Source organism: Paenibacillus sp. 276b, assembly GCF_900107875.1.
GTDB lineage: Bacteria > Bacillota > Bacilli > Paenibacillales > Paenibacillaceae > Paenibacillus > Paenibacillus marchantiae.
In genome coordinates this window covers 2,043,321-2,068,312 of the sequence record NZ_FNRR01000001.1, presented here as the reverse complement: position 1 = coordinate 2,068,312, position 24,992 = coordinate 2,043,321, and the positions used below count along the sequence as shown (strand labels likewise).

Sequence of the window (24,992 nt, the reverse complement as noted above, 5' to 3'; positions counted from 1 at the left end):
GATAAGGAGAGAGACACATGGATATGAACAAGCGCAGGGAGCTGCTGGAGGAATATAAGCAGATTAAGACGTATATGGGTGTAGCCCAAATTAAAAACAAAGTAAACGGTAAAATCTATATCGACAGCTATCCCAACTTGAAAAACAAATGGTTTACGCTGCAGATGCAACTGGATCAAGGAAGATTTGCAAATGCCGAGTTGCAAAAAGAATGGAGAGAATTCGGAGAAGCGGCATTCACTTATGAGGTACTGGAACAGAAGGACATCGATAAGGTGACGGATATACGTTGGGAACAAAAACAAATCCTGAAGCCGTGGCTTCAGAAGTTACAACCTTACGGAGACAAGGGCTATAATAGACCTCCACAGAATTAAAATAATGTAACAGGAAACGAATTTGACTAACAGTGAAAATCAAGATAAGATGAAACCGTCGTTTAGTAAATTAGTAAAAAGGTAAACGGAATGAGGGAATGTAATTGAAAATACCTACAACGTTAAAACATAAACCTGTTATCGTCTCGGATAATTATGAAAAGGTTGATGGCCGAATGGCCGGAAACACGGACGCAAAAGGTCTTTCCCTGGGATTGGCCCAGTGGAACGATAGAGGAAAGGTTGATATTTCAGCGAAAGTATGGAGATACACTGGAGAAAAGTGGTCCAGACAATCTGAGGAACTGCCTCTCCATCGCGTGCTGGATTTGTCCATTCTGATCTGTCGGTCTTTGGAACATTTTCGCGAGGCCTATAGATATGAGAATTTATATGACCCAGAGCAGCCTGTCATCGATCGTGTTGGCCTGCAAGGGGATGCAATGTCCGTGGAGATCTGTACGGACAATGAGAGAATAAATGAAGATATTAAGCTGTTCAGCCAAGCTCTGAGTGATGACGATGAAATGATTGGCGAGCGTTTGCGCACATTATCCAAAATATTAAAGGATATGGGTTATTAACAAGAAAACGTCATTGCTGAAGTGGATTGAGCAAAAAGAGCCTAAACGTCTATAGACGTTTAGGCTCTTTTTTTTGTGAGTTAAATATAACGTAATTAGTTAGCAATGAAATTTCCCATTCTCTTGCTTTGATGAATCTCTTCCGTTCCAGCATCGAGAGCAGTCCTGTAATATGCACGTTTATGTTCAATAACTTCCATGGTCTTTCTAAGTTCTTCCATTTGCGCTTCTACACTGGCCTTGCGTTCGGTGAACATGTCATATCGCTCCTGCAAGGTGGAGTCCCCCTCGGAACACCATGCAATAAAATCTTTGATATCCTTGATCGGCATCCCGGTAGCTTTCAGACATTGAATGATCTTTAAAAAATCGATGTCTGATTCTTTGAAGTTTCGTGCTCCGCCAGGGGTACGCTCTACAAAGGGCATGAGTCCTTCCTTGTCATAGTAGCGCAATGTATATACGGTTAGATTCAATTCTTTAGCAACCTCGCTAATTGAATACGTCATTTATTTTCCCCTTTTCGTACTAATATAGACTTCGAGCTAACTCTAGGATTATCTTTTGGGATTCTACCACGCAGGCTGCAGGATGTCAAAATTTCAAAAGACATTTGACCTAGAGTTAACTAGAGGGATTAAGATAGTTTTGCAAGAGAAAAGGAAGAATGACAATCTTAGGAGGTTTTATGATGATAACTGCTAAAGCACGAGCTGTTGACGGTCCGCACCAATCATTTCGGGCGGCTGAGATTAAACGACGCGATTTGGATTTGCACGATGTCCTGATCGAGATTAAATATGCCGGCATTTGCCATTCTGACATCCATACTGCTCACGGCGAATGGGGCCCCGTAAACTATCCGCTCGTACCTGGACATGAGATCGCAGGAATTGTTACAGATGTGGGAGCCGAAGTTTCAAAGTACAAAGTTGGTGACCGAGTAGGAGTTGGATGCATGGTTGACTCCTGTGGCGAATGTGAGAACTGCCGCCAAGGAGAAGAGCAGTATTGTCTCAAAGGAAATGTTCCCACCTACGCGGGTGTTGATAAGTACGGCGAACCTACACAAGGTGGATACTCCACTCACATCGTCGTAACTGAGGAGTTCATCGTTCGTATTCCGGATAACATCGAGCTGGATGTCGCTGCACCTCTTCTATGTGCAGGTATTACAACATACTCGCCGCTGAATCATTGGGGAGCGGGACCAGGTAAAAAAGTAGCGGTTGTAGGTCTGGGCGGTCTGGGTCATATGGCTGTCAAAATTGCACATGCCATGGGGGCAGAAGTAACTGTTCTGTCACAATCATTGAAGAAAAAAGAGGATGGTTTGCAATTCGGGGCAGATCATTACTATGCCACAAGTGAACCAGATACGTTCAAAAAACTCGCCGGGTCTTTTGATCTGATTATTAACACGGTAAGTGCAAATATCGACATCAATGCATACTTCTCACTGCTCACTCTGGATGGCACGTTGGTTAATGTGGGTGCTCCTGGGGAGCCGTTGGCAGTAAATGTGATGTCCCTCATTGGTCACCGTCGTTCATTTGCTGGTTCAATGATCGGTGGCATCCGTGAGACTCAGGAAATGCTTGATTTCTGTGCAGAACATAGTATTGTTCCTATGATCGAAGTCATTTCAGCTGACCAAATTGACGAAGCATACAAACGTGTATTAGCTTCTGATGTGAAGTACAGATTCGTAATTGACACTAGCACAATTTAAATTGTTTTAAAGTTGTGGGTAAAGACATTTACCATTTGATCTATACCTAGAAATTAGAAAATCCAATCGCTCATAACATTGCGATTGGATTTTCTTCTTTTATGATGAAGGAGACTGAGTGAAAGGATTAGAAAGAGGAGCTGTCGTATTAGTCTGAAACGACGAATCCATCAAAGTTCTCAGGACCTACACGAATCGTACCCAGCAAGTTGGAGCTTACGAATGCAGTGTATGTCAATTGAGGGGTAATTGGCGGATTGAAATCATCCGCAGAGAACGTAATGATTTGAGGAGCCAAAAGACTCAAATCAAATGTTGAAGTTGCTGAGTAAATTACAGGGTCAGTCGACAAGGTACCTCTTACAATGGTGATCGTTATTCCGACAAGAGCTAATGGTAATTGTACAGAAACCGTTCCTTTAAATTGAACTCTAGGGTTAGTACCTGCACCTGCTGTTTGAAGACCAATTTGTCCAAACAATTGCGGCGCGTTGATTACCAGAATCGGAATAGCAATCGAGTTAGCCAAACTTGCGTTTTGCGATGTTCTTGCATCAAGAAAAGTTGTCATTGAATCTACCTCCTAATGAGTGGGATAGGATAATATATTCAAAGGTTACTAGTATGCTTGGACTTCTGAATATAATCAAAAAAAAGGCATCTTAACTAACGGGCAGAATCGTTCCAAGTATGGTAATGTAATGAGCATGAAATATGACCATTTGAGGGGGATTGGAAGTGAAAGATTCCGTTCTAAAGTTCTATGACGAGATTGCAGAGGACTATCATCTTATTTTTGCTGATTGGAATCAATCCATTTTACAGCAAGCGCAAATTCTCGACCAAGTCATCCAATCCAAGTTGACTCATTCTACTACCCAGACCCTTTCACTTTTGGATTGTTCATGTGGTATAGGTACACAAGCAATCGGACTGGCGAAATACGGGTATAACGTAAGTGCGACTGACGTAAGTCCTGATTCCGTAAAAAGAGCTGAGAAAGAAGCCGCATCTCGCGGAGTTAACATAAACTTTGGGGTAGCCGACTTTCGCTCGTTGGATACAGATCTAACGGGAGCTTTTGATATCGTTCTATCCGCAGACAATGCTATTCCACATCTACTTACAGACGGAGATTTACATAAGGCCTTTCAAAATATATATACAAAGCTTAATCGGAATGGCTTGTTCATTGCTACTATAAGAGACTATGATGCATTGGTAAAAGAGAGACCATCAACCACGCAGCCGCGTGTTTTAGATAAGGGGAAGAGGGTTGTTTTTCAGGTATGGGACTGGGCCGAAGATGGGAAAACGTATACGACAAACCAATTTATTGTGCAAGAAATGAATGGTGAATGGAAAACAAAACATAATAGCACACCGTACAGAGCATTGTTGCGAGAAGAGATGAACAACGTATTAAGGGCGACTGGTTTTATGGATGTAGAGTGGCATTTCCCTGCGGACACAGGTTATTACCAGCCTATAGTGACAGCTCGAAAATTGTAAGTGTATACTATAAAAAAGGAACGAAGCAGCCTCGATAAGAAGCTTGCATTCGTTCCTTTTTTTGAGTAAATCAATACCATTAACCGACTTGAACCGTTGGGCGTATGATCATTTCGTTAATTGCTACATCCGATGGTTGCTCAATTGCAAATGCGATTGCACGTGCGATGTTATCGGCATCAATAGCGGATTTGTAGAACTCATCTAAACCTGCTTTGGACTCAGGATCACTTGTCGTTTCCACTAACTCGCTGGTGACAGCGCCTGGAGAAATATTAGTAACTCTGATATTGGTGCCGCTCATGGCTTCTTCCTGACGCAAGCCTTCGGAGATTGCTGTAACGGCATGCTTTGTTCCACAGTATACAGTTCCACCCGGATATATGTTATGTCCAGCAACAGAGGAAAGGTTCAAAATATGACCTGATTTCTGTTCTCTCATGGACGGAAGAACCGCTGCAATAGCATAGAGGACACCTTTAATGTTTACATCGATCATGTTGTCCCATTCATCAATTTTTTTCTTGAAAAGAAAGGCTTGAGGCATGATTCCTGCATTGTTGATTAGAACATCGATTTTACCAAATTCGCTTAGTGCATACTTAGCCAAGTCTTCCATTTGAGTTTGCGAAGTCACATCTGTTGGTTTGATAATAGCGTGACCGCCATTGTTCTGAATTTCTTTTTGTAATTGTACTAAACGCTCTTCCCGACGAGCTGCTAATACCAGTTTGGCACCTTTTGAAGCAAGAACTTTCGCGGTAGCTTCTCCAATTCCACTGGATGCTCCCGTAAGAATTATAACTTTACCCTCAATATTAGACATATTCAGTTCATTCCTTTCATTTGGATCAGATTCTTTCCTTAGAGCGCGTTGTACCACTCATCATTCACAGGTTCTAACCATTCGGTTTGTCCAGGTGTCATAGCCAAATGCACAAACCAACTATCGGCTGTTGCCCCATGCCAGTGCTTCACGTTAGGAGGAATATTTACAACATCTCCGGTTTTAAGCAATCGTGCGGGTTTACCTTCTTCCTGGTACCAGCCTTCACCACCTGTAACAAGTAACACTTGACCTACAGCATGCGAATGCCAATTATTGCGTGCTCCTGGCGCGAAAGTGACATTTCCAATGCTAGTGTTAAGTGGAGTTTCATCTGTAAAGACCATCTCCAGATACGCATCTCCAATAAAATTGGCTTCTACTTTCTTTCCGAGTGGGAAGATGGTGCTGTTACTCAAATGTTCGTTTGTCATAATGGTTCCCTACTTTCTTTTTTATTTATAAATATCTTTTGCAATATTGAACGCAGACCATGCCTTCGGCCAGCCCACATAGAAGGAAAGATGAGTAATCATTTCAGACACTTCATTACGAGTTACTCCATTTTCCTTTGCTTTGTGAAGGTGTGGGGTTAATTGTTCGAAATTTCCACCGGCAATAAGTGCAGAGACGGTAATCATACTGCGATCACGACTAGATAATTCTTCTACTCTTGACCATACCTGGCCAAACAGAATATCATCATTCAACTCTGCAAATTTCGGGGCAAACTCACCTAATATATCTCTTCCAGCAGTTTGTTTTTTTTCCATAGCTATGTGATCCTCCATTCGTAATTCGGTTGAGAGTTATTTAGAATTTCCTTCTACTCGATAAGTCATCCACAATCCGTTATGTTCCATTTGTTCGACTCTTATCAATTCAAAATGAACGGGGAAGGTTTCTTTGGAACTTGAACCCTTCTCAAAGATGGTCAAAGCCGGAGAGCTTGCCTCTGCAAAAGGAACGAATACGAGACTTAACTCATCGATCAAACCTTCATTCAGGAAAGAACCATTTAAGACACCGCCGCCTTCAAGCAATAATCGATCGATGGAGAACAATGCTTTCAGTTTTTTTACAACCGTCACAACATTAAGCTCTTTCGTTCCACCAAAGATATAAGAGATGCCCAATTCCTGTAGATATGCGAGATAAGCATCGGCCACTTGTTCAGTCAGCACCTCAATAATGTGATCCTTTGTTCTGTTGCCATTCTCTTCGGATATATAGTTATGGGTCCAAGCCAATTTGCCGTGTGGATCTACGGCGATGGCATAAGTTCCAATGTCTTGCTGCGCAACATAATCCGTTCGAGGAATCGGGGACTGTTTCTCTTGATTGGGTGGAGGAATATATTCATGTGCAAAATGTTCTTGCATCGTGACTCGTCCGCACATCCAAGCATTACACTCGTAGCGGTCATGGATACGTTCATACTCTTTAATGAAGTAGGTTGACCGATCATCTTCCAGAAAATCGCCGATAATTTTGCCATCTATTGAACTAAGCATATGACAAATCGTATAGGGTCTGTCCATCGTAGCATCTCCTTTCGACATGAATGGATTGCAGGGGGAAAAGTGAATATTATTCATTACTGTAGTATTACTTTGATGTGTAATTAAATTTACATTAATACAATAATGAACATCTATCTATTATTATATAAGAGAGAATCGTAGAATCAATTGTTAGATTCATTAAATTTGTTCATTAATAAACATAGAGGTGTGGATTGTAAATAAACGTCAAGATAGTATGTACAAAACGTTTTTGAGTTGCCTTGTATTTCAACCTGTTTCGTCTCACTTAATTTATGTTGCAAACTCTACAAAATTAGAGTAGATTAAGAACATAATAAATGTTGTATTTGCAACAAAAAAACTAAAGTGTTTTCAAATAAGTAATTGATTCATATAAGGAGAGATACATCACAATGACCGTGGAAATAACAGCATGCAGTCGCGAGGATTTACAAAAACTACAAGAAATAAGTATAGAAACATTCAACGATACATTCAAAGATCAGAATTCCCCTGACAATATGAGAGCCTATCTGGAAAGAGCATTTAACGCTAAACAGTTGGAAGATGAACTGTCTAATAGCTGCTCAGACATCTTTTTCGTCTATTACAATAAGGAACTTGCCGGATATCTAAAGGTGAACAGAGAGGGCGCCCAATCCGAACAAATGAGTGATGCTTCACTAGAAATTGAGAGAATTTATATCAGGAAAAAATTCCAAATGCATGGACTGGGTAAATATCTGCTAAATAAAGCGATGGAGACCGCATTGGAGCACAAAAAGAAGGAAGTCTGGCTTGGCGTATGGGAAAAGAATGACAATGCCATTGCTTTTTACAAGAAGATGGGGTTTGTTCAGACTGGCTCACACTCTTTTTACATGGGGGACGAGGAACAAATCGATTTTATCATGGTCAAGACACTCTAGTAATCGTACCGATCCTAAAAAATGTACAGATTGTTTAAACGTTGCTTACTATTAGATATGGTCAATGCATGTGAATGGTCGTATATTAATACTATGTGGGCCATGTGCATGAACACAGATCCACTATGTGTATTGATAACGATTCTACATAGAAGGACGGGGAAATATGGACTTTAAACCGCTTGCTTCATTTATTGATCGCATCACATCATGGAGAATTCCGTGGGCAGAGGTCCTTGTGATGCATCAAAATGATACCGTTTTCCGTTACCGGAATGGTTACGCTAATCTGGAGGAGCAAACGCCCATCGGCGATGGGGCGATCTTCAATCTCTACTCCATGACGAAAATTATGACCTGTGTGGCAGCGCTTCAACTTGTAGAGAGAGGGCAAATGCTGCTGAGCGATCCGTTATCTGACTATCTGCCGGAATATGCCGAGATGGCGGTGAAGAAAACATTATCGAGCGGCGAGGTCAGATTGGAAAAAGCGACAATGGCGATTACAGTACGTGACTTGTTTACGATGACTGCCGGGTTCTCCTATGATGTTGGCTCGCCAAGCATTCAGGAAGCTGTGAAGAGCACCAACGGAACATTACCGACAAGAGAATTTGCGAAAGCGCTCGCCAAGGAACCACTTCTGTTTGAGCCAGGTACGCATTGGAACTATAGCATGTGTCACGATGTGCTCGGAGCTTTGGTGGAGGTTGTGAGTGGCAGACGTTTTGGTAAATATCTGCAAGAAGAAATTATCGGACCGCTAGGTATGAACGATACGGGATTCGACCTGAACGAGGAACAGCAGACCCGCCTGATTCCGCAGTATGCTTACAATAATGAGCTTGAAAAAGCCGTACGAATGGACGGAAACGGATTCCGGGTAGGCACGGATTTGGAGAGCGGCGGTGCCGGGTTGTTGTCCACCGTTAGCGATTATGCACTGTTCCTGAACGCTCTGACTGGACGCGGGACCAGTCCGCAAGGCGTGCGCATTCTGTCACATGCTTCAATTGAGCTGATGCGCACAGACCATCTGAACGATCTGACCCGTGATGATTACTCCTGGGATCATATGGGAGGGTATAGTTATGGACTGGGTGTGCGCACGCATATCTCCAAAGCGGGCAGCGGTTCGTTAAGCCCACTTGGTGAATTTGGATGGAGTGGTGCTGCCGGCTGCATGGCCATCATTGATCCAGATTCTGAACTCACGGTCATGTATGCGCAGCATCTGCTGAACAATCAGGAGCCTTATGTTCATCGCCGCTTGCGTAATGTCGTTTACTCCTGTTTGTAATGCGGGAGTGGAATCTGACGAGATATTTGCTTAATTCAACGATTTGATGTTGAGTATTCGTACAATTGGAAACAAACAGGGACGCGAGCAATGTCGCGCCCCTGTTATTATTTTTTCCTTTTCTTTTTGAACTAAGGTTCCAGGGTATTTGAGAACTTTCGAGAGGTTACGCGATTAACCATATAAATACCGATGGATACAAAGAGCAATGCAATTAGGTTTTTGAATTCCAAAATCGTTTCTCCCAAAAACAAAGCCGATAGCAATGCACCAAAGACAGGGATAAGGAAGTTATACACAGATACTTTCCCCACTTTGTTGTATTTCAGAAGTAGATTCCATAAGCAGAATGCAGCTGATGAAAGTAAAACTAAATAAATCAAGATACCCGTTGATTCGAGTGTAAAATGTGTAACCCGGCCGCCAAGCAGGAGTCCCAGTATGGTGAGTGCCAGTCCGCCGACAAACAAGCTAACTCCAGTAATAACGAGGACGTCGATGGAGCCTGTCAAGTGCTTTGCATAGATGGCCGTAATGGAAAAAATAAGAGCCGCCATAATAACGAAACCTTCACCTGTGAGAGAGAAGGAGAATTCCAGCAGATTGGAGTGGAAATTCACAATAATTACGCCAATAAATCCTAGCAAACAGCCGACTATTTTATTTTTGCTCAGTTTATCATTTTTATATAAAAAATGAGCTAGAACAACACTGAAAAAGGTCGTTGTCGCATTCATAATCGAACCTTTGACACCTGTCGTATTGGCTACACCCACATAAAAAAACATATACTGCAGACCCGTTTGGAACATGCCAAGCAATATTAAGCTTGAAAATTGTCGTCCAGACAGTTCAAATTTCCGTTTACTAATGACACGAAACAGGAATAGGAGCAGTAATCCTGCTAAAATAAATCGATAACCTGCAAATACAAATTTGGATGGAATATCTTCTGCCAGGATGTCAAAAGCACTATATCCAAGCTTAATAAACGGGTAGGCACTCCCCCATAACAAGCAACATAAACTTGCAACTAAGGTTACAAATAAAGGATCACTAAACTTGCTCGGGTTCTCCAATGCTTTTATTTCATTCACTTTCAATCTTCTCCTCGCATGATATGTAAATGTGTACGGGCTGATCGCACCTCACTGACCATATCACAAACTGCGAGTAGCTGTAACAAAAAAATGAAATCCCGTTTCATAACAAGACTAAGAGATATAATTAACGTTGTGAAAAATGATTGAGGGGACGAGAGTTACCCCTTTGTCTACGATCGCTGAGGATTGACTGAACTGGATTGACTCGCCATTTAATGATAAGGATATCACTTTCTCTTCTGCATGAACGGAGGAAAGCCCTGAGGTAAGTAAACATAAGGACAGAATTGAAGCCGTAATTTTTTTCATTTGTATGTAAGCTCCTTATTGTGAATTGATAAAGCGTGAGGATTATTTTAGGACAGCGCGATAATGCCGTTGAAGTTTAGATTATAACTGCCGTTCCGCTGACTGCGACCATGAGCATACCTTGACGAACAACTTCGTAGTTCAGATCCACACCGATTACGGCATTGGCTCCCATCTGTGCGGCTTGCTCGGTCATTTCTTCAAAGGCAGCGTCTCTTGCTTCTCTTAGCTTGTTCTCATAGGTACGAGAACGGCCGCCTACAAGATCTCTAAATGAAGCGAGAAAGTCTCTCCCGACATTAGCTGCGATGATGACTTCACCGGTTGCAACGCCGATATACTGTCTAACCGGGGAACCTTCAATTACTGCTGTTGTTGTAATAATCAAATGTTTTCCTCCTAAAATAAAATAGATTTGTCGCGAATCAGATTTCTCATTTCCTATGCTAACAGCGTTACTGAAACAGAGCCTAAACGAGTTGCTGAACAATCGTTTAAGTTTGCCCAAGTCGTTTAGGTTCTGTTAATGTGAGTATGCTACTATGAAATGGGTGAAAACGATGACCAATCAAACGGATATTAAAATTGCAATTGTCGACGACGAACCCTCGATTGTCACCATGCTGCAAATGGTGCTTCGCAGGGCAGGGTTTCATCAGCTGTACGATGCTTCCACCTGTGCGGAAGCTCTCGATCTGGTACAGCGCGTTGCCCCGGATATTGTCCTGCTCGACATCACGCTCCCGGACGGGAGTGGTCTGGAGCTTTGTTCCAAGCTCCGTGAATACGGAAATCCGCATATTTTGTTTCTGACGGCTAAGGCATCCGATCTCGATGTGCTGAGAGGATTCGCCATGGGCGGGGACGATTATATTACCAAGCCCTTCAATCCTTTGGAGGTAGCTGCAAGAATTCAGGCGCGCATACGCCGTTTAGAGCCTGAAGCTCCAACTGTGAGTCAGGTGAAACGCCCTGAACCAGGGGTTTACCGATTCGGACGCTTCACCGTGAATGAGGCGGAGGGCGAGTTAATCGTGGATGGAAAACCTGTCCCTTGTCCTGCACAGGTTTTCCATCTGCTGCTGCATTTCTGCAAGTTTCCAGGGGTCGTATTTTCCAAAACACAGCTCTACGATCAGGTGTGGGGGATCAACGGACAGGGAGATGACTCGACTGTAATGGTACATATTCGGCGCATACGAGAGAAGATCGAGATCGATCCAGGAAATCCAAAGCTGCTGCTGACCGTACGCGGGCTCGGCTACAAGCTGTCAAAGGAGTTTCAGGAGCAATGAAGATACAACAGCGCATGACATTTCACTTCACGTATCAATTGATCTTTTATGCCCTGATCATTCTGGCGATTACTCTCATTGCTTGCATTATATTCTTTCAAAACACGACCAATAGTGAGTTGCGCCGGAACTTTCCGGTGGGTGCCTTACAACTGATTGCTCAAGAAGCTTCTTCAAAAGACGGGACCATTCAAATCTCCCCCAAGTGGGATAAGCTCATTGAGGAAAAAGGAATGTGGATGCAGGTTGTAAATGCCGAAGGAGGGGTCATTTACGAAGTAAATACAGATACGCATGATGGGCTGTCGCCATCATACTCTATCGCCCAACTGCTCGATATTCAGGAGACACGGACACTTGGGACGTATGCTGTTCAAACTCATCTGAACTTTGCCTTTAATGTGCCGGTTCTGTATATCCTTGGCTACCAAAGTTCTGACCTTAATCAGCTCAAGGCCTGGTTCGACGAATACGGGCAGCAAGGCATGGTATCTAGCGAAAAGCTTTCCTTTCTGGATCAGCGACTGCGTGAAACCGGCAGTTATCTCCAGGTAATTAATTCCACGGGTCATACCGAACAAGCCATCGGTGATGGAACGTATTTGCAGAAGGGGTACCGTCCACTGGACATTCTGGCAATCCAGCAATCGCCCAGCAACTATGATACCAATATAGTCGCCCATCGGGACCAGCGTAGTGGAATGACCTGGATTCTTTATACGCCCAATCCAGCGGGTGGCCCTTTGAAACATCCAGCGATGGATACGGCAACGCGCAGACTTATGTGGTTTGCAGGTCTAGCTCTTCTCTTGGCAGTACCCTTATCGATTTGGCATGGCTACCGTTACGGTCAGCCGCTGATTTTGTTCGCAGGCTGGTTCGAACGTATGGGGCGGGGGCAGTACGATCAGGTACTTACCGCCAAGGACAAACGCAAGATATTCCGCTCCAATGGCACGATGCGAAACCGATACAGGCTCTATAAGGAAGTCATTGAATCCTTCTACCAAATGGCTGATCAATTGGCCCAAACCGAGAAGGAGCGCGAGCGGCTGGAGAAAGATCAAAGAGAATGGATGTCAGGAATTTCACATGATCTGCGCACACCTCTGTCCACCATTCAAGGGTATGGATATATGCTGGAGAGTTTACCGGAACAATGGAGCCGAGAAGAGATGCGTACCATGGGGGCGACGATCCGGGAAAAAGGGGATTATATGCTTGAGCTGATCTCTGACTTTTCCATTATTCATCAGCTTAAGCAGGGCGATTCGATTATGGAGATTCGGAAAATCGATTTGGTTGAACTGGTGCGCTGCTCCGTGCTGAAGTATGTCAATGACGCTACGCTGTCTGAATACCAGTTTCACTATGTTGGGGAGGAGCGTCCCTTGTGGGTACAGGCTGATGAAACCTGGCTGCTGCGGTTAATGGATAACTTGCTGTCCAACGCCGTGAAGCATAACCCGCCGGGCGTTAACGTCACCGTCTCCATCGGCAGAATGAACAATAAGGCATGTATACGCGTATTTGATAATGGGAAAGGGATGGATGAGGAAACGCTGCAGCATTTGTTCAATCGTTATTATCGGGGAACAAATACAGAGGAATCGACGGCAGGTTCTGGACTAGGGATGAGTATCGCCAAAACGATCGTGGAAGCACACGGCGGAGAAATTCATGTACAATCCAAAGTGCGGCAAGGTACGAAAATTGAGATCTTGTTACCCTGTTGAAATGTTTACTGTCTTAAAAAGGCGATTACTGAAAAAAAGCAGCCCAACCTCATTTGAGGGCAGGTTGCTTTTTCTGTTGGCTTCAACATCTGTGGTACATAACAGTTCACGACAGTGATCTGGTTGAGGAGAGCCATGTTTCTATAGGATTAATAGTATTTGAAATCAAAAAAGAACCTGGGTAATTATCCCAGGTTCTTCGATATTGTATATAAACAAACACAATGATATAATCAGATTACATTTCTTTTAACATATCAGACATAAATATCTTATCTTATATTTAAATCTTATCATGGCGGTAAACTCTTTGTCAAATGTTTTTTTCTCAATTTATTAGTTAGGGGAGATTCGGAATGAGTTCTTTGGTTATCGGGTTTCATGAAATGGAAAAATTGCAGCTTGCACTCGTTGGTGGAAAAGGATTAAATCTAGCGAAGTTATCAAAGATTGAAGGAATTTACGTCCCTGAAGGATTTTGTGTTACAACCGTTGGATATCAGAAAGCCATTGAACAAAATGAAATGTATCATGCTTTACTGGATCAATTAACCTTGTTGAAAGTAGAAGAACGAGAGCAAATTAGTGAAATCAGCAGGAAAATCAGGGAACTTATTATGGGCGTAGACATTCCAGCCGATGTTGAAAAAGAAGTTGCTCATTATCTCTCCACATTTGGAGAGGGCCATGCGTATGCAGTGCGTTCCAGTGCGACCGCTGAAGATTTACCACATGCCTCTTTTGCGGGTCAACAAGACACCTACTTAAATATCATTGGGAAAGAATCAATTATGCATCATATCAGCAAATGTTGGGCTTCCCTGTTTACCGATCGCGCGGTAATTTACCGTATGCAAAATGGATTTGACCATGGTCAGGTTTATTTGTCCGTTATCATTCAAAAGTTGATCTTCCCAACGGCTTCAGGGATTTTATTTACGGCTGATCCGATCACATCCAACCGGAAACTGCTTTCTATCGACGCCAGTTTTGGACTTGGTGAGGCGCTGGTGTCCGGCTTGGTATCTGCTGATTGTTATAAAGTACGGGAAGGTGAAATTGTCGATAAGAGGATAGCCGTCAAAACGTTGGGTATCTATGGACGGAAAGAAGGTGGAACGTATACACATCAGATCGATCCCGTGCTGCAAAAGACGCAAACACTTACCGATCAACAAATTTTAGAACTGGCTCGCATAGGAAGACAGATCGAAGCTCATTTTGGCTTCCCGCAAGATATTGAATGGTGTTTGGCGGATGATATGTTTTATATTGTCCAAAGTCGGCCAATCACAACGTTATACCCGATCCCTGAAGCGAGTGACCAAGAAAATCATGTGTACCTATCTGTGGGTCATCAACAAATGATGACTGATCCCATGAAACCGCTGGGCTTATCTTTCTTTTTATTAACGACGCCAGCACCCATGCGTATAGCTGGTGGAAGATTGTTTGTTGATATTACGCCTAGGCTAGCTTCGCCTGTCATGAGAGAAAACTTCATAAATACCATGGGACAATCCGATCCGCTCCTTAAGGACGCACTTACAACTGTAATCGAGCGCGGGAATTTCATAAAATCGTTACCTGTTGATCAGCCAGCACCAACTCCGCGTAATCACCATAAACAGAGCGTATCTGATGGTTTTCAAGCACATATTGAAAATGAATCGACTATCGTCTCTGATTTGATTAAGAGCAATCAAGCCTCAGTAGAAGAGCTAAAACGTAACATCCAAAACAAGTCTGGATTGGATTTGTTTGATTTTATCCTTGAAGATCTGCAAGAATTGAAGAGATTTCTATCTGACCCACGAAGTTCAAATGTATTTATGACTGCCATGAATGCTTCAGCATGGATCAATGAAAACATGAAAGAGTGGTTGGGTGAGAAAAATGCAGCAGATACGCTGTCTCAATCTGTACCTAACAATATCACTTCGGAAATGGGTCTGGCATTACTGGATGTTGCAGATGTGATTCGTCCGTATCCTGAAGTCATTGCTTATTTACAGCAAGTGAAAGAGGATGACTTTATGGATGAACTGGTTAAGGTTGAGGGTGGACAGGAAACAAGGGAAGCGATCCAGGATTATCTGGACAAATACGGAATGCGATGTGCCGGAGAAATCGATCTGACCAGAACCCGTTGGATTGAAAAACCCATTACACTTGTACCGTTGATTCTGGGTAACATCAGAAACTTTAAGCCTAATGCAAGCAAACGAAAATTTGAGCAGGGACGACAGGAAGCATTGAAGAAAGAACAGGAAATATTGGATCGATTGAAGCTATTGCCTGATGGTGAACAAAAAGCCAAGGAAACGAAACGAATGATTGACCTAGTTCGCAACTTCATCGGTTATCGGGAATATCCCAAATACGGCATGATCAATCGTTACTTCGTATATAAACAGGCTTTATTGAAAGAAGCCGAACGACTTGCACAAGCCGGTGTTATTGCCGAAAAAGAGGATATATACCTTCTCACTTTTGAAGAACTTCGTGAAGTTGTACGCACCAATAAACTGGATGAGAAGATCATTACCCAACGGAAAGACGATTATAAAATCTATGAAAAGCTAACTCCACCTCGCGTGCTCACGTCTGATGGTGAAATCATTACAGGTCAGTATAAACGTGAAAATATGCCAGCCGAAGCCATTGTCGGCCTGCCTGTTTCTTCCGGAGTGATAGAGGGCCGTGCACGTGTCATCTTCAATATTGAAGATGCGGATCTGGAAGATGGAGATATACTAGTGACTCCCTATACTGATCCGAGCTGGACACCATTATTTGTTTCTATAAAAGGCCTAGTTACCGAAGTGGGTGGACTGATGACCCATGGAGCTGTGATTGCGCGTGAATATGGCTTGCCAGCCATTGTCGGAGTGGAGAAGGCAACTCATCGAATAAAAGATGGGCAGCGAATTCGGGTACATGGAACAGAAGGATATATCGAAATATTGTAAATGATACACGAATTGAGATTGTACAGCAGTGATCGCGCATCAGACCTGATGTGCGATCGCTTTTGTTTTCAAAGTCAACAACGGAAACGAATTGTACAAATTCAGTTGCTAATCAGAGCACTTAATTCTGCCTGAAAAACCTTCTCATTATTTTGATTAAAAGTAGTGAGCAGCACGGTAACAATTCCACCCCTGCTTCTTCTTGGAGCCAATTCAATCACTTCGGATAGAACATTGATTTCATCATCTGGAAACACAGGTTTGATAAACTTTATGTTATTCATGCCGGTTCCTGCGATAACATCTTCTCCATATATCCCGAGTTCCACCCAAAGTTTGAAGGACGTGCTCATCGTCTGCATACCCGAAGCAATGAGGCTGCCGAAGCGTCCTTCTTTGGCTTTTGCCTCATCTATATGCATATATTGAGGGTCATATATTTTTGCAAAATCAATAATATCTTTCTTTGACAATTGAATAGACTCTGTTCTATAGGTCTCGCCTATAACATACTCGTTAAATTTCAATGATGTACACCTCCAATATCTACTCTAATGGATAAGTTGAATTCAAGGCAAGTAGTCATTTTATGAAGATGCTAGGGCATAATAAAGCAAGTGTAATTAGGTCTCTTTCTGGTGACTTGGATAAATTTCCAGTAACAAAAGGATTGTCAAACTTAATAAAATATGATATTTTCATATCTGTAACCGGTTACACACAGGAGTGAACGTTCATGACAACAATAAAAGATGTAGCTAAATTTGCTGGCGTTTCAGTTGCCACTGTATCAAGGGTCATTAATGAAAGAGGTTATGTTCATGCGGACACTCGTAAGAAAGTGGAGGAGGCGGTCAAGCAGCTTAACTTCTCTCCCAATGAGGTGGCCCGCTCTTTATACAAGCGTAAGTCCAAATTGATTGGCCTGCTGTTACCCGATATTGCAAACCCTTACTTTCCGCAGCTTGCACGCGGCGTAGAGGACCGGATGCAGGAGCAGGATTTCAGATTGATTTTCGGAAATAGTGATGAGGATGAACAGAAGGAAAAGGATTACATCCAGACTTTTATCCAGAATAATGTAGTCGGCGTAATCTCTTCAACGAATTACCCTCATTCTTCAATATATGAGAACTTGAAAATTCCCGTGGTGTTTCTTGACAGAACACCTCTGGACAGTCCCTCCGTATTTGCGGATGGCAGAGAGGGCGGACGTCTGGCTGCACGGGAGATTATCAAGCGTGGAAGTCGCCGAATTACGGTTATGCAGGGGCCGGCACATATCAAACCTGCACAGGATCGTTTCGAAGGCGCAATCGAGAGCATACGTCAAGCTGGTCTGGATTACCGCGTAATCCAAACGACATCCTTTTCCTTTAACGATGTTGGCTTATGGGCGGATGAGCTTTTTAGCAAGTACAGCGATACAGACGGAGTCATTGCAAGTAATGACATCGCAGCTATGGCGGTACTGCACGAGGCATTGCGAATCGGTAAAAAAGTTCCGGAGGATATGCAAATTATCGGCTTCGACGATATCCCGATGAGCAGCCTGCTATCACCAGCATTGTCGACCATTCGCCAACCGGCCTATGAGATGGGAAGGGAAGCAGCCGGTTTGCTTATCAAACTGGTGGAACAAGCTCCAATCGAAAACAAACACATACAGCTCCCGGTCAGTTTCATTGAACGGGGCACAACAAGAAAGGTGAATTCAGATGGCTAAAATATGCGTAATTGGCAGCAGCTCCATGGATTTGGTTGTTACTTCTGCAAGGCGGCCGGGGGCGGGTGAAACCGTCCTTGGCGACAGCTTCAAAACAGTTCCTGGCGGCAAAGGAGCAAATCAGGCAGTTGCTGCCGCAAGGCTGGGGGCCGATGTTTCCATGATCGGCCGGGTGGGTGATGATGCTTTTGGTACAGCCATTTTAAATAATTTCAAAGCAAATGGTGTAAATACGCAGAATGTGAAACCGGTTACACATATGGAGAGCGGTACGGCTCATATCGTGCTGGCTGAAGGTGATAATAGTATTGTGGTTGTTGAAGCGGCAAATCGAGAAGTTACACCGGCTTATGTCGATGAAGCGGCAGAAGTGATCCAACGTGCAGATATTGTACTGATTCAGCAGGAAATTCCGGAGGAAACCGTTGTTCGTGTCAGCGAGATTTGCGCCCAAAGCGGAACGCCCCTGTTGTTGAATCCTGCACCTGCAAGGAAAGTACCGGATGAGGTCATTGACAAAGCTGCTTATATCACGCCGAACGAGCATGAGGCCGAGATATTGTTTCAGGGCATGACTCCGGCAGAAGCGCTGCGCAAATATCCAAACAAATTGTTTATTACGGAGGGCAGCAACGGAGTTAGATATTTTGACGGCGAACAGGAAATCGTTGTACCTACTTATAAGGTGGAACCAGTGGATACAACCGGAGCGGGTGATACGTTTAACGCCGCATTTGCGGTGGCTTTGGCTGAAGGCAAACCGCTACAAGACAGCATTAGATTCGCCAACCGGGCTGCATCGCTATCCGTGACCAAGTTTGGGGCACAAGGAGGCATGCCGACACGGGGTGAAGTGGAGGAAAGCCTGAAATGAAGAAGCTGGGAATATTGAACAGTCACATTTCGAAGGTGTTGTCTGATTTGGGTCACACGGACATGATTGTCATCGCGGATGCTGGCCTTCCGGTTCCAGAAGGGGTCCCCAAAATCGATTTGTCCTTGAAACTGGGAACACCGAGTTTTCAAGAGATCGTGGAGCTTATTGCGGACGATATGGTCGTTGAGAAAGTGATTTTGGCAACAGAAATCAAGGCAGGGAATCCAGAAGCTATGCAGTTTATTACCGAGAAATTTGGCGATGAAGCCATTGACGTTTCCATTAATCATGAACAATTCAAGGCGTTGACCCGGAATGCCAAAGTGGTCATTCGTACGGGCGAAGCTACGCCGTATGCCAATTGCATTTTACAATCGGGCGTCATTTTCGGTTAAAAGGGGGACGGTATCATGCATATTCAGATGCAAGACATATATAAAGCTTTTGGCACCAACCAAGTGCTAAGCGGGGTGGATTTCGAACTAAAGGAAGGCGAGGTTCATGCCCTGATGGGAGAGAACGGGGCTGGAAAATCCACGCTAATGAACATTTTGATCGGTCTTCATGGGCGGGATCAGGGAACCATCTCCATTGACGGCAAAGAAACCTATTTTGCCAATCCGAAGGAAGCTGAGAAGATGGGGCTTGCTTTTATCCACCAAGAGTTAAACGTTTGGCCGGAAATGACGGTGCTTGATAATCTCTTCATAGGTAAGGAAATAACTTCGTCTTTTGGATTGCTAAATTTAAGACAAATGAAAGCGCTTGCCACTGAGCAGTTTGCCAAGCTTTCCGTACAGATTCCGCTGGATCGTCCTGCCGGGGAATGTTCTGTCGGTCAGCAGCAAATGATTGAAATTGCCAAAGCACTGATGACCGACGCCAAAGTAATCATCATGGATGAGCCCACGGCGGCGCTTACGGAGCGGGAGATTCAGAAGTTGTTCGGCGTGATCACTTCGCTTAAGGAAAATGGTGTTTCCATCGTATATATCTCGCACCGGATGGAGGAGATTTTCACCATTTGCGACCGGATTACGATCATGCGTGACGGTAAAACGGTAGATACCAAGGCGATCCCGGAGACCAGTTTTGACGAAGTTGTGCGGAAGATGGTCGGACGGGAACTCACGGAACGATATCCGGCACGAAATCCGTCGTATGGTGAGGTGGTCCTTGAAGTACGGGACGCAAGCAGCAAAGGATTATTCCAGAATATCAGCTTTACGGTGAGAGCAGGCGAGATCCTCGGATTCTCCGGATTGATGGGTTCGGGACGGACAGAGATCATGCGAGCGATCTTCGGTTTGGAACCTCTGGACGGTGGCGAGATCATGATTCGAGGCAAAAAGGCTCATATTCGGAAGCCAGCGGATGCGGTTAAACATGGAATCGGATTTATTACGGAAGATCGCAAGGATGAAGGCTTGGTGCTTGATTTCTCCATTCGTGAGAATATGGCCTTACCCAATCTGTTCAGCTTCTCAAGTAAGGGCTTCATCTCGACTCAGAAAGAACAGGAATTCGTCGATACGCTCATCAAACGTTTGCAAATCAAGACACAATCCTCTGAGACGGCAGCACGGAACCTGTCAGGGGGCAACCAACAGAAGGTGGTTATCGCCAAATGGGTCGGCATTGGCCCAAGTGTACTTATCCTGGATGAGCCAACAAGAGGCGTGGACGTTGGAGCCAAACGAGAAATTTACCAGTTGATGAACGAGCTGACTGACCGCGGAGTTGCCATCATTATGGTATCTTCCGAACTGCCTGAAGTGCTTGGCATGAGCGATCGAATCGCGGTAGTGCATGAGGGACGCATTAGCGGTGAACTGGCAAAAGAAGAGGCAACACAGGAAAACATTATGACATTGGCTACAGGGGGACAATGATATGACAACTTTGCAGGAAAACCAACCCGCCAAAAGCGGTTTCCGCTTGACGAATCTAACACAGAAATTAGGTCCGTTGCTTGGACTGATCATTCTGATTATCATCGTATCGGTATTAAATCCAAGCTTTTTGGAACCGCTTAACATATTAAATCTATTGCGTCAGGTTTCGATTAACGCGCTGATTGCCTTTGGCATGACATTTGTCATTCTGACAGGCGGCATCGACTTGTCGGTGGGCTCCATTCTGGCTTTATCTAGCGCCTTTGTAGCCAATATGATGCTATCTGGCCTGGATCCGATTCTGTCGATCATTATCGGGGTTGCGCTCGGCGGTGTCATGGGTATGGTGAACGGACTCATGATAACAAAAGGCAAGATGGCTCCATTTATTGCTACATTGGCGACGATGACGGTGTTCCGTGGATTGACGCTGGTATATACGAACGGTAATCCGATTACCGGATTGGGCGATAGCCTGCTGTTCCAACTGTTCGGTCGTGGTTATATGCTAGGCATACCGGTTCCAGCAATCACAATGCTCATTACTTTCGTAATTCTGTGGACGATTTTGCACAAAACTTCTTTCGGCCGTAAAACGTACGCGCTTGGTGGCAATGAGAAAGCGTCTATTATCTCAGGTATTAAAGTGCATCGCGTAAAAATCATGATTTACTCCCTGGTAGGTATGCTGTCAGCGCTGGCAGGCGCGATCCTGACTTCCCGTCTGAATTCTGCGCAGCCAACGGCAGGAACTTCATATGAATTGGACGCCATTGCAGCTGTTGTTCTGGGTGGAACAAGCCTATCAGGTGGTAGAGGACGGATCGTCGGTACATTGATTGGGGTCCTGATTATCGGCGTGTTGAACAATGGTTTGAACCTGCTCGGAGTGAACTCGTTTTATCAAATGGTTGTAAAAGGTGTCGTTATTGCCATCGCTGTCCTGCTGGACCGCAAGAAAACGGCTTAAGGAGAGAAGCGAACATGAAAAAACTAACCATATTGCTTGTAAGCGTAATGATGATCGTTCTGGCAGGATGCTCTCTGGAGCCTCCGGGTTGGGCTAAGCCCGACTCTGCCGGAAGCAATGGACAGAAAAAAATCGGCCTGTCAGTTTCCACGTTGAATAATCCCTTCTTTGTTTCCCTCAAGGACGGAGTCGTTGCGGAAGCCAAAAAACAAGGAATTCAGGTCATCGTGGTTGATGCTCAAAATGATTCAGCCAAACAAACCAATGATGTGGACGACCTGATTCAACAGGGCGTGGATGCTCTGCTGATTAACCCTGCGGATTCCGCGGCAATCTCAACGGCTGTTCAATCGGCCAATAGCGTGGGTATTCCAGTAATTACATTGGACCGTTCCGCAGACAAAGGCGACGTGGCAGCATTGGTCGCATCCGATAACGTCAAAGGTGGACAAATGGCGGCGGAATATTTCGTAAAACAGCTTGGCGAGGGAGCAAAAGTGATTGAACTTGAGGGTGTACCCGGAGCTTCCGCAACAAGAGAGCGGGGGAAAGGTTTCCACGAGATTGCTGACCAAAAACTTAATGTGGTTGCGAAGCAGTCTGCCGATTTTGATCGCTCCAAAGGTTTGAATGTAATGGAGAATCTGCTGCAGGGTAATCCTGACGTGCAGGCTGTATTTGCCCATAACGACGAGATGGCATTGGGGGCGATCGAAGCGATCCAAAGTTCTGGTAAAGACATTCCCGTGATTGGATTTGACGGCAATGATGATGCGATCAAATCCATTAAGGACGGAAAGTTGACAGCAACAGTCGCTCAGCAGCCAGTACTGATTGGCCAGCTGGCGGTGCAAGCTGCTCTGGATGTACTGGGCGGCAAGCAGGTAGAAAAATCAATTCCTGCTGAATTGAAGCTGTTGACCAAGGAAAACGCAAACGATTAATTCAACAAGTACGTCCCGTTCTGGACAAAATGTCTAGGGCGGGATTTTTAATTTATCCATCTGCTACGGTGAAAAAGACAGTTAACATTGAAACCTGCGGTAGTTTTTGCCCAGTATAATATTGATTACATCTCGTCAGGAATGTAAATTAGTTGTATGCATGAGAAAAGGAGAGGTTAGCACTACATGGAAAATGTATCAGAGGAAGAACAAGTGCAATCCATCCAAGCTTTCCAATCGACCATACGCAAATCCGAAAACGCCTTGACTAATTTGACTCAGAAAGGGAATAACACTACTTTATTAAAGAAACGACTTAACGCCTTATACGTCGGTTTGGCTATGCTGGAAATGGCCTGGAATCAAAAAGCTCATCAGTTCACCAACGAAGAGTTAGCAGGAGCTCGAAATGTTCTGATTGGATTATTCCCATCACTTGAGAACAGTTATAATAAGTCCAAAGCGGGCAGCCCTCAAAAGACGCTTTTAAGAAGAAGAATCAAGGCATTCGAATTAGCTGTTCAAGCCATGGATGACGTTGTGAAAAAATAAATCTTCTTTTGCGCATGTCATCCCTGTAATCTATGCACTTGTTCATTTTTAGTTTGCCGATGGTTCACTCCAATGTATAATGATTATTCGAGGTGATGAGGATGGCAAGATCCAAAGAATTTGAAGTTAATGAAGTATTAGATAAAGCCATACAATTGTTCTGGGCCCAAGGATATGAGAAAACTTCAATGCAGGATCTGGTTGGGTTTATGGGCATTCACCGCAGAAGTATCTATGATACATTTGGGGATAAGCATGCTCTCTTTATGAAAGCTCTTGAACGATATGAAACGAAGCAGACCAACAAAATGAGCTTTCTGATTGATACACAAAAACCAATCAAAGAGATCATTCGAGCATTGTTTGAGTCAACAATAAGAAATGAAGGACAACCTTTAGGATGTTTTCTTGTAAACTCAGGCGTAGAACTGGGCGTATTGGATCCTGAAGTTGCATCCTTGGTTAATGAGAGTTACTTGCGAACAGAGGAATTCTTGAGAAACCTTGTTCTGGAAGGCCAGCAAAAGGGTGAAATCAAGGCTAACATTGATCCTGTAGTTATTTCTCATTATTTGATGAATGCATGGGTGGGCATACGTACGTTGGTTAAGACCACTACGGATCAGCAAAAATTAACAAATATTATGGATATGACATTATCCGTTTTAGATTGAAAGTGGAGTTATAGCTTGGATGGCAAAGAGGGAGTTGTCTCCACGAAGGCTGATTTGTTTTAGTGATACAGGTTCTTATTCTGTTAACGTTATAAAGAACTTGTATCGCATGTCTGGCAAAACTCATAGTTCCCTGTTCAAACATCATTATATAGTAGTCAGAAAATAATTCTTTACTGTTCGTTCTAGAAATGATATTCTAAATAGCAAGTTAGATCTAACTTTTTTTTTTGCAATATCAAGAACGATCGTTCTAAAATTATTTTGAAAGCTTATCTATATAAAATACATGTTGATAAGGAGAAAATAGGATGAAATATACTGTTATTACGGGTGCAAGTTCAGGGATTGGATATGAGACAGCATTGGCATTTGCTGCACGTGGCAAAAACTTAATCCTGGTCGCTAGAAGAGTGGACAAATTAGAAGAACTCAAATCAGCAATTCAGAATATTGATGCTACAGTAGATGTTATTGTTCATACAAGTGATCTTTCGGATACAAGACAGGCATACACACTTTATAACACGCTTAAGAAATACCAAATTGAGACTTGGATTAACAATGCGGGGCTCGGTGAAGGTTCTTTTGTAGCAGAACAGAATTTGGAGAAAGTTGAAACGATGCTGCGTGTGAACATTGAGTCCCTAACGATCCTTTCCACACTGTATGTGCGAGATTACGCAGACGTAGAGGGAACTCAGTTAATTAACGTTGCATCCGCACTTGGATATGCCATCGCTGTTGGGAGTGTTGCGTATTCGGCATCGAAATATTACGTGAGTGCCTTCACAGAAGGGCTTGCCAAAGAACTTGAAATAAAAGGGGCAAAATTAAAAGCAAAAGTACTGGCTCCAGCAATTACGGAAACGGAATTCGTGAAGAAATCATTAGACACAGAAGAATTTGATTACAAAGCAAACATGTCTAAATACCACACTGCCAAAGAAATGGCAGGCTTCATGTTAGATCTATATGATAACAACGAAGTCGTAGGGATTGTAGACCTGAACTACAATTTCAATCTGAGAAGCCCAATCTATCCCATCATTTCAGAGCTGCATTAATTTAATATTTCATCAAACATGGCGTACAACTTACATTGTGCGCCATGTTTTTATCTGATCCTTTCAATTTTTAGATAACCCACAGA

General features: G+C 43.7%; 27 protein-coding genes. 18 read left to right on the top strand and 9 right to left on the bottom strand.

The window, feature by feature from the left end; genetic code table 11:
- The first annotated feature begins 17 nt into the window (after window positions 1-17).
- Together BLV50_RS08690 and BLV50_RS08685 are read left to right on the top strand one after the other, a co-directional pair.
- A complete protein-coding gene (locus tag BLV50_RS08690) occupies window positions 18-377 on the top strand; it encodes a GIY-YIG nuclease family protein (protein WP_072733248.1) in 360 nt (119 codons plus the stop codon).
- Between the two features lie 104 nt (window positions 378-481).
- Window positions 482-961: a DUF6530 family protein gene (locus BLV50_RS08685; RefSeq protein WP_063562767.1), complete on the top strand. Its 480-nt coding sequence runs from the start codon at window positions 482-484 to the stop codon at window positions 959-961.
- Between the two features lie 95 nt (window positions 962-1,056).
- Here the strand turns inward: BLV50_RS08685 and BLV50_RS08680 are convergent, their stop codons facing one another.
- Window positions 1,057-1,470, bottom strand: coding sequence for a MerR family transcriptional regulator (locus BLV50_RS08680; protein ID WP_063562766.1), 414 nt, complete (start codon window positions 1,468-1,470; stop codon window positions 1,057-1,059).
- A 182-nt stretch (window positions 1,471-1,652) separates the two neighbouring features.
- Here BLV50_RS08680 and BLV50_RS08675 point away from each other — a divergent pair, with 182 nt between their 5' ends.
- Window positions 1,653-2,693: an NAD(P)-dependent alcohol dehydrogenase gene (locus tag BLV50_RS08675; RefSeq protein WP_063562765.1), complete on the top strand. Its 1,041-nt coding sequence runs from the start codon at window positions 1,653-1,655 to the stop codon at window positions 2,691-2,693.
- A 148-nt stretch (window positions 2,694-2,841) separates the two neighbouring features.
- On the opposite strand, the gene BLV50_RS08670 is transcribed toward BLV50_RS08675, so the two are convergent.
- Window positions 2,842-3,264 (bottom strand): hypothetical protein, encoded by a 423-nt coding sequence (locus tag BLV50_RS08670; RefSeq protein ID WP_063562764.1) that lies wholly within the window; start codon window positions 3,262-3,264, stop codon window positions 2,842-2,844.
- Window positions 3,265-3,431: 167 nt separating this feature from the next.
- On the opposite strand from BLV50_RS08670, the gene BLV50_RS08665 reads away from it, so the two are divergent.
- Complete coding sequence (locus BLV50_RS08665) at window positions 3,432-4,205, top strand: class I SAM-dependent DNA methyltransferase (RefSeq protein WP_090807022.1); 774 nt, start codon at window positions 3,432-3,434, stop codon at window positions 4,203-4,205.
- 79 nt (window positions 4,206-4,284) lie between these two features.
- Here the strand turns inward: BLV50_RS08665 and BLV50_RS08660 are convergent, their stop codons facing one another.
- From BLV50_RS08660 to BLV50_RS08645, 4 genes are read right to left on the bottom strand one after another with little or no spacing between them, the layout of a single operon-like run.
- Window positions 4,285-5,031, bottom strand: a complete 747-nt coding sequence (locus BLV50_RS08660) for an SDR family oxidoreductase (RefSeq protein WP_063562763.1) — start codon at window positions 5,029-5,031, stop codon at window positions 4,285-4,287.
- A gap of 38 nt (window positions 5,032-5,069) precedes the next feature.
- On the bottom strand, window positions 5,070-5,465 hold the full coding sequence (locus tag BLV50_RS08655) for a cupin domain-containing protein (protein WP_079693878.1): 396 nt from the start codon (window positions 5,463-5,465) through the stop codon (window positions 5,070-5,072).
- A gap of 21 nt (window positions 5,466-5,486) precedes the next feature.
- Window positions 5,487-5,804: a carboxymuconolactone decarboxylase family protein gene (locus tag BLV50_RS08650; protein ID WP_063562761.1), complete on the bottom strand. Its 318-nt coding sequence runs from the start codon at window positions 5,802-5,804 to the stop codon at window positions 5,487-5,489.
- A 36-nt stretch (window positions 5,805-5,840) separates the two neighbouring features.
- Entirely contained in the window at window positions 5,841-6,593 is a 753-nt protein-coding gene (locus tag BLV50_RS08645; RefSeq protein ID WP_218135378.1) for a dihydrofolate reductase family protein, read from the bottom strand.
- Between the two features lie 377 nt (window positions 6,594-6,970).
- Here BLV50_RS08645 and BLV50_RS08640 point away from each other — a divergent pair, with 377 nt between their 5' ends.
- Together BLV50_RS08640 and BLV50_RS08635 are read left to right on the top strand one after the other, a co-directional pair.
- On the top strand, window positions 6,971-7,486 hold the full coding sequence (locus tag BLV50_RS08640) for a spermidine/spermine N(1)-acetyltransferase (protein ID WP_090807019.1): 516 nt from the start codon (window positions 6,971-6,973) through the stop codon (window positions 7,484-7,486).
- Window positions 7,487-7,652: 166 nt separating this feature from the next.
- A complete protein-coding gene (locus tag BLV50_RS08635; protein WP_090807012.1) occupies window positions 7,653-8,786 on the top strand; it encodes a serine hydrolase domain-containing protein in 1,134 nt (377 codons plus the stop codon).
- Between the two features lie 131 nt (window positions 8,787-8,917).
- On the opposite strand, the gene BLV50_RS08630 is transcribed toward BLV50_RS08635, so the two are convergent.
- Together BLV50_RS08630 and BLV50_RS08625 are read right to left on the bottom strand one after the other, a co-directional pair.
- Complete coding sequence (locus BLV50_RS08630; RefSeq protein ID WP_218133138.1) at window positions 8,918-9,883, bottom strand: DMT family transporter; 966 nt, start codon at window positions 9,881-9,883, stop codon at window positions 8,918-8,920.
- Between the two features lie 391 nt (window positions 9,884-10,274).
- On the bottom strand, window positions 10,275-10,586 hold the full coding sequence (locus BLV50_RS08625) for a YbjQ family protein (RefSeq protein WP_090807009.1): 312 nt from the start codon (window positions 10,584-10,586) through the stop codon (window positions 10,275-10,277).
- Window positions 10,587-10,740: 154 nt separating this feature from the next.
- Here BLV50_RS08625 and BLV50_RS08620 point away from each other — a divergent pair, with 154 nt between their 5' ends.
- The 3 genes from BLV50_RS08620 (at window position 10,741) to ppsA (ending at window position 16,201) form a co-directional block, all read left to right on the top strand.
- On the top strand, window positions 10,741-11,493 hold the full coding sequence (locus BLV50_RS08620; RefSeq protein WP_256336300.1) for a response regulator transcription factor: 753 nt from the start codon (window positions 10,741-10,743) through the stop codon (window positions 11,491-11,493).
- Window positions 11,490-13,229, top strand: coding sequence for a HAMP domain-containing sensor histidine kinase (locus BLV50_RS08615; RefSeq protein ID WP_090807007.1), 1,740 nt, complete (start codon window positions 11,490-11,492; stop codon window positions 13,227-13,229). The genes BLV50_RS08620 and BLV50_RS08615 overlap by 4 nt, the downstream gene beginning before the upstream one ends.
- Before the next feature lie 356 nt (window positions 13,230-13,585).
- The gene (gene ppsA / locus BLV50_RS08610; RefSeq protein ID WP_090807005.1) at window positions 13,586-16,201 is read left to right on the top strand and encodes a phosphoenolpyruvate synthase; all 2,616 of its coding nucleotides are present in this window, start codon (window positions 13,586-13,588) and stop codon (window positions 16,199-16,201) included.
- A gap of 101 nt (window positions 16,202-16,302) precedes the next feature.
- Here ppsA and BLV50_RS08605 read toward each other — a convergent pair whose 3' ends face one another.
- Window positions 16,303-16,728, bottom strand: a complete 426-nt coding sequence (locus BLV50_RS08605) for a MaoC family dehydratase (RefSeq protein ID WP_063562754.1) — start codon at window positions 16,726-16,728, stop codon at window positions 16,303-16,305.
- A gap of 209 nt (window positions 16,729-16,937) precedes the next feature.
- Between BLV50_RS08605 and BLV50_RS08600 the strand changes: the two genes are divergently transcribed.
- The 9 genes from BLV50_RS08600 to BLV50_RS08560 all read left to right on the top strand — a co-directional run bounded on the left by BLV50_RS08600 (window position 16,938) and on the right by BLV50_RS08560 (window position 24,906).
- Entirely contained in the window at window positions 16,938-17,927 is a 990-nt protein-coding gene (locus BLV50_RS08600) for a LacI family DNA-binding transcriptional regulator (RefSeq protein WP_090807003.1), read from the top strand.
- Complete coding sequence (gene rbsK / locus BLV50_RS08595) at window positions 17,920-18,801, top strand: ribokinase (protein WP_072733237.1); 882 nt, start codon at window positions 17,920-17,922, stop codon at window positions 18,799-18,801. Before BLV50_RS08600 ends, rbsK begins: the two co-directional genes overlap by 8 nt.
- Complete coding sequence (gene rbsD / locus BLV50_RS08590; RefSeq protein WP_072733236.1) at window positions 18,798-19,199, top strand: D-ribose pyranase; 402 nt, start codon at window positions 18,798-18,800, stop codon at window positions 19,197-19,199. The genes rbsK and rbsD overlap by 4 nt, the downstream gene beginning before the upstream one ends.
- A gap of 15 nt (window positions 19,200-19,214) precedes the next feature.
- Window positions 19,215-20,696 carry a sugar ABC transporter ATP-binding protein gene (locus BLV50_RS08585; protein WP_090807001.1) on the top strand — a complete coding sequence of 494 codons (1,482 nt, stop codon included), beginning with the start codon at window positions 19,215-19,217 and terminating at the stop codon, window positions 20,694-20,696.
- Between the two features lies 1 nt (window position 20,697).
- A complete protein-coding gene (gene rbsC, locus BLV50_RS08580; RefSeq protein WP_063562749.1) occupies window positions 20,698-21,669 on the top strand; it encodes an ABC transporter permease subunit in 972 nt (323 codons plus the stop codon).
- 14 nt (window positions 21,670-21,683) lie between these two features.
- Window positions 21,684-22,613, top strand: a complete 930-nt coding sequence (gene rbsB, locus BLV50_RS08575) for a ribose ABC transporter substrate-binding protein RbsB (RefSeq protein ID WP_063562748.1) — start codon at window positions 21,684-21,686, stop codon at window positions 22,611-22,613.
- Between the two features lie 186 nt (window positions 22,614-22,799).
- Window positions 22,800-23,165 carry a hypothetical protein gene (locus BLV50_RS08570; protein ID WP_090806999.1) on the top strand — a complete coding sequence of 122 codons (366 nt, stop codon included), beginning with the start codon at window positions 22,800-22,802 and terminating at the stop codon, window positions 23,163-23,165.
- A gap of 101 nt (window positions 23,166-23,266) precedes the next feature.
- Window positions 23,267-23,839: a TetR/AcrR family transcriptional regulator gene (locus BLV50_RS08565; protein WP_079693871.1), complete on the top strand. Its 573-nt coding sequence runs from the start codon at window positions 23,267-23,269 to the stop codon at window positions 23,837-23,839.
- Between the two features lie 311 nt (window positions 23,840-24,150).
- Window positions 24,151-24,906: an SDR family NAD(P)-dependent oxidoreductase gene (locus BLV50_RS08560; protein ID WP_072733233.1), complete on the top strand. Its 756-nt coding sequence runs from the start codon at window positions 24,151-24,153 to the stop codon at window positions 24,904-24,906.
- The last annotated feature ends 86 nt before the right edge of the window (window positions 24,907-24,992 follow it).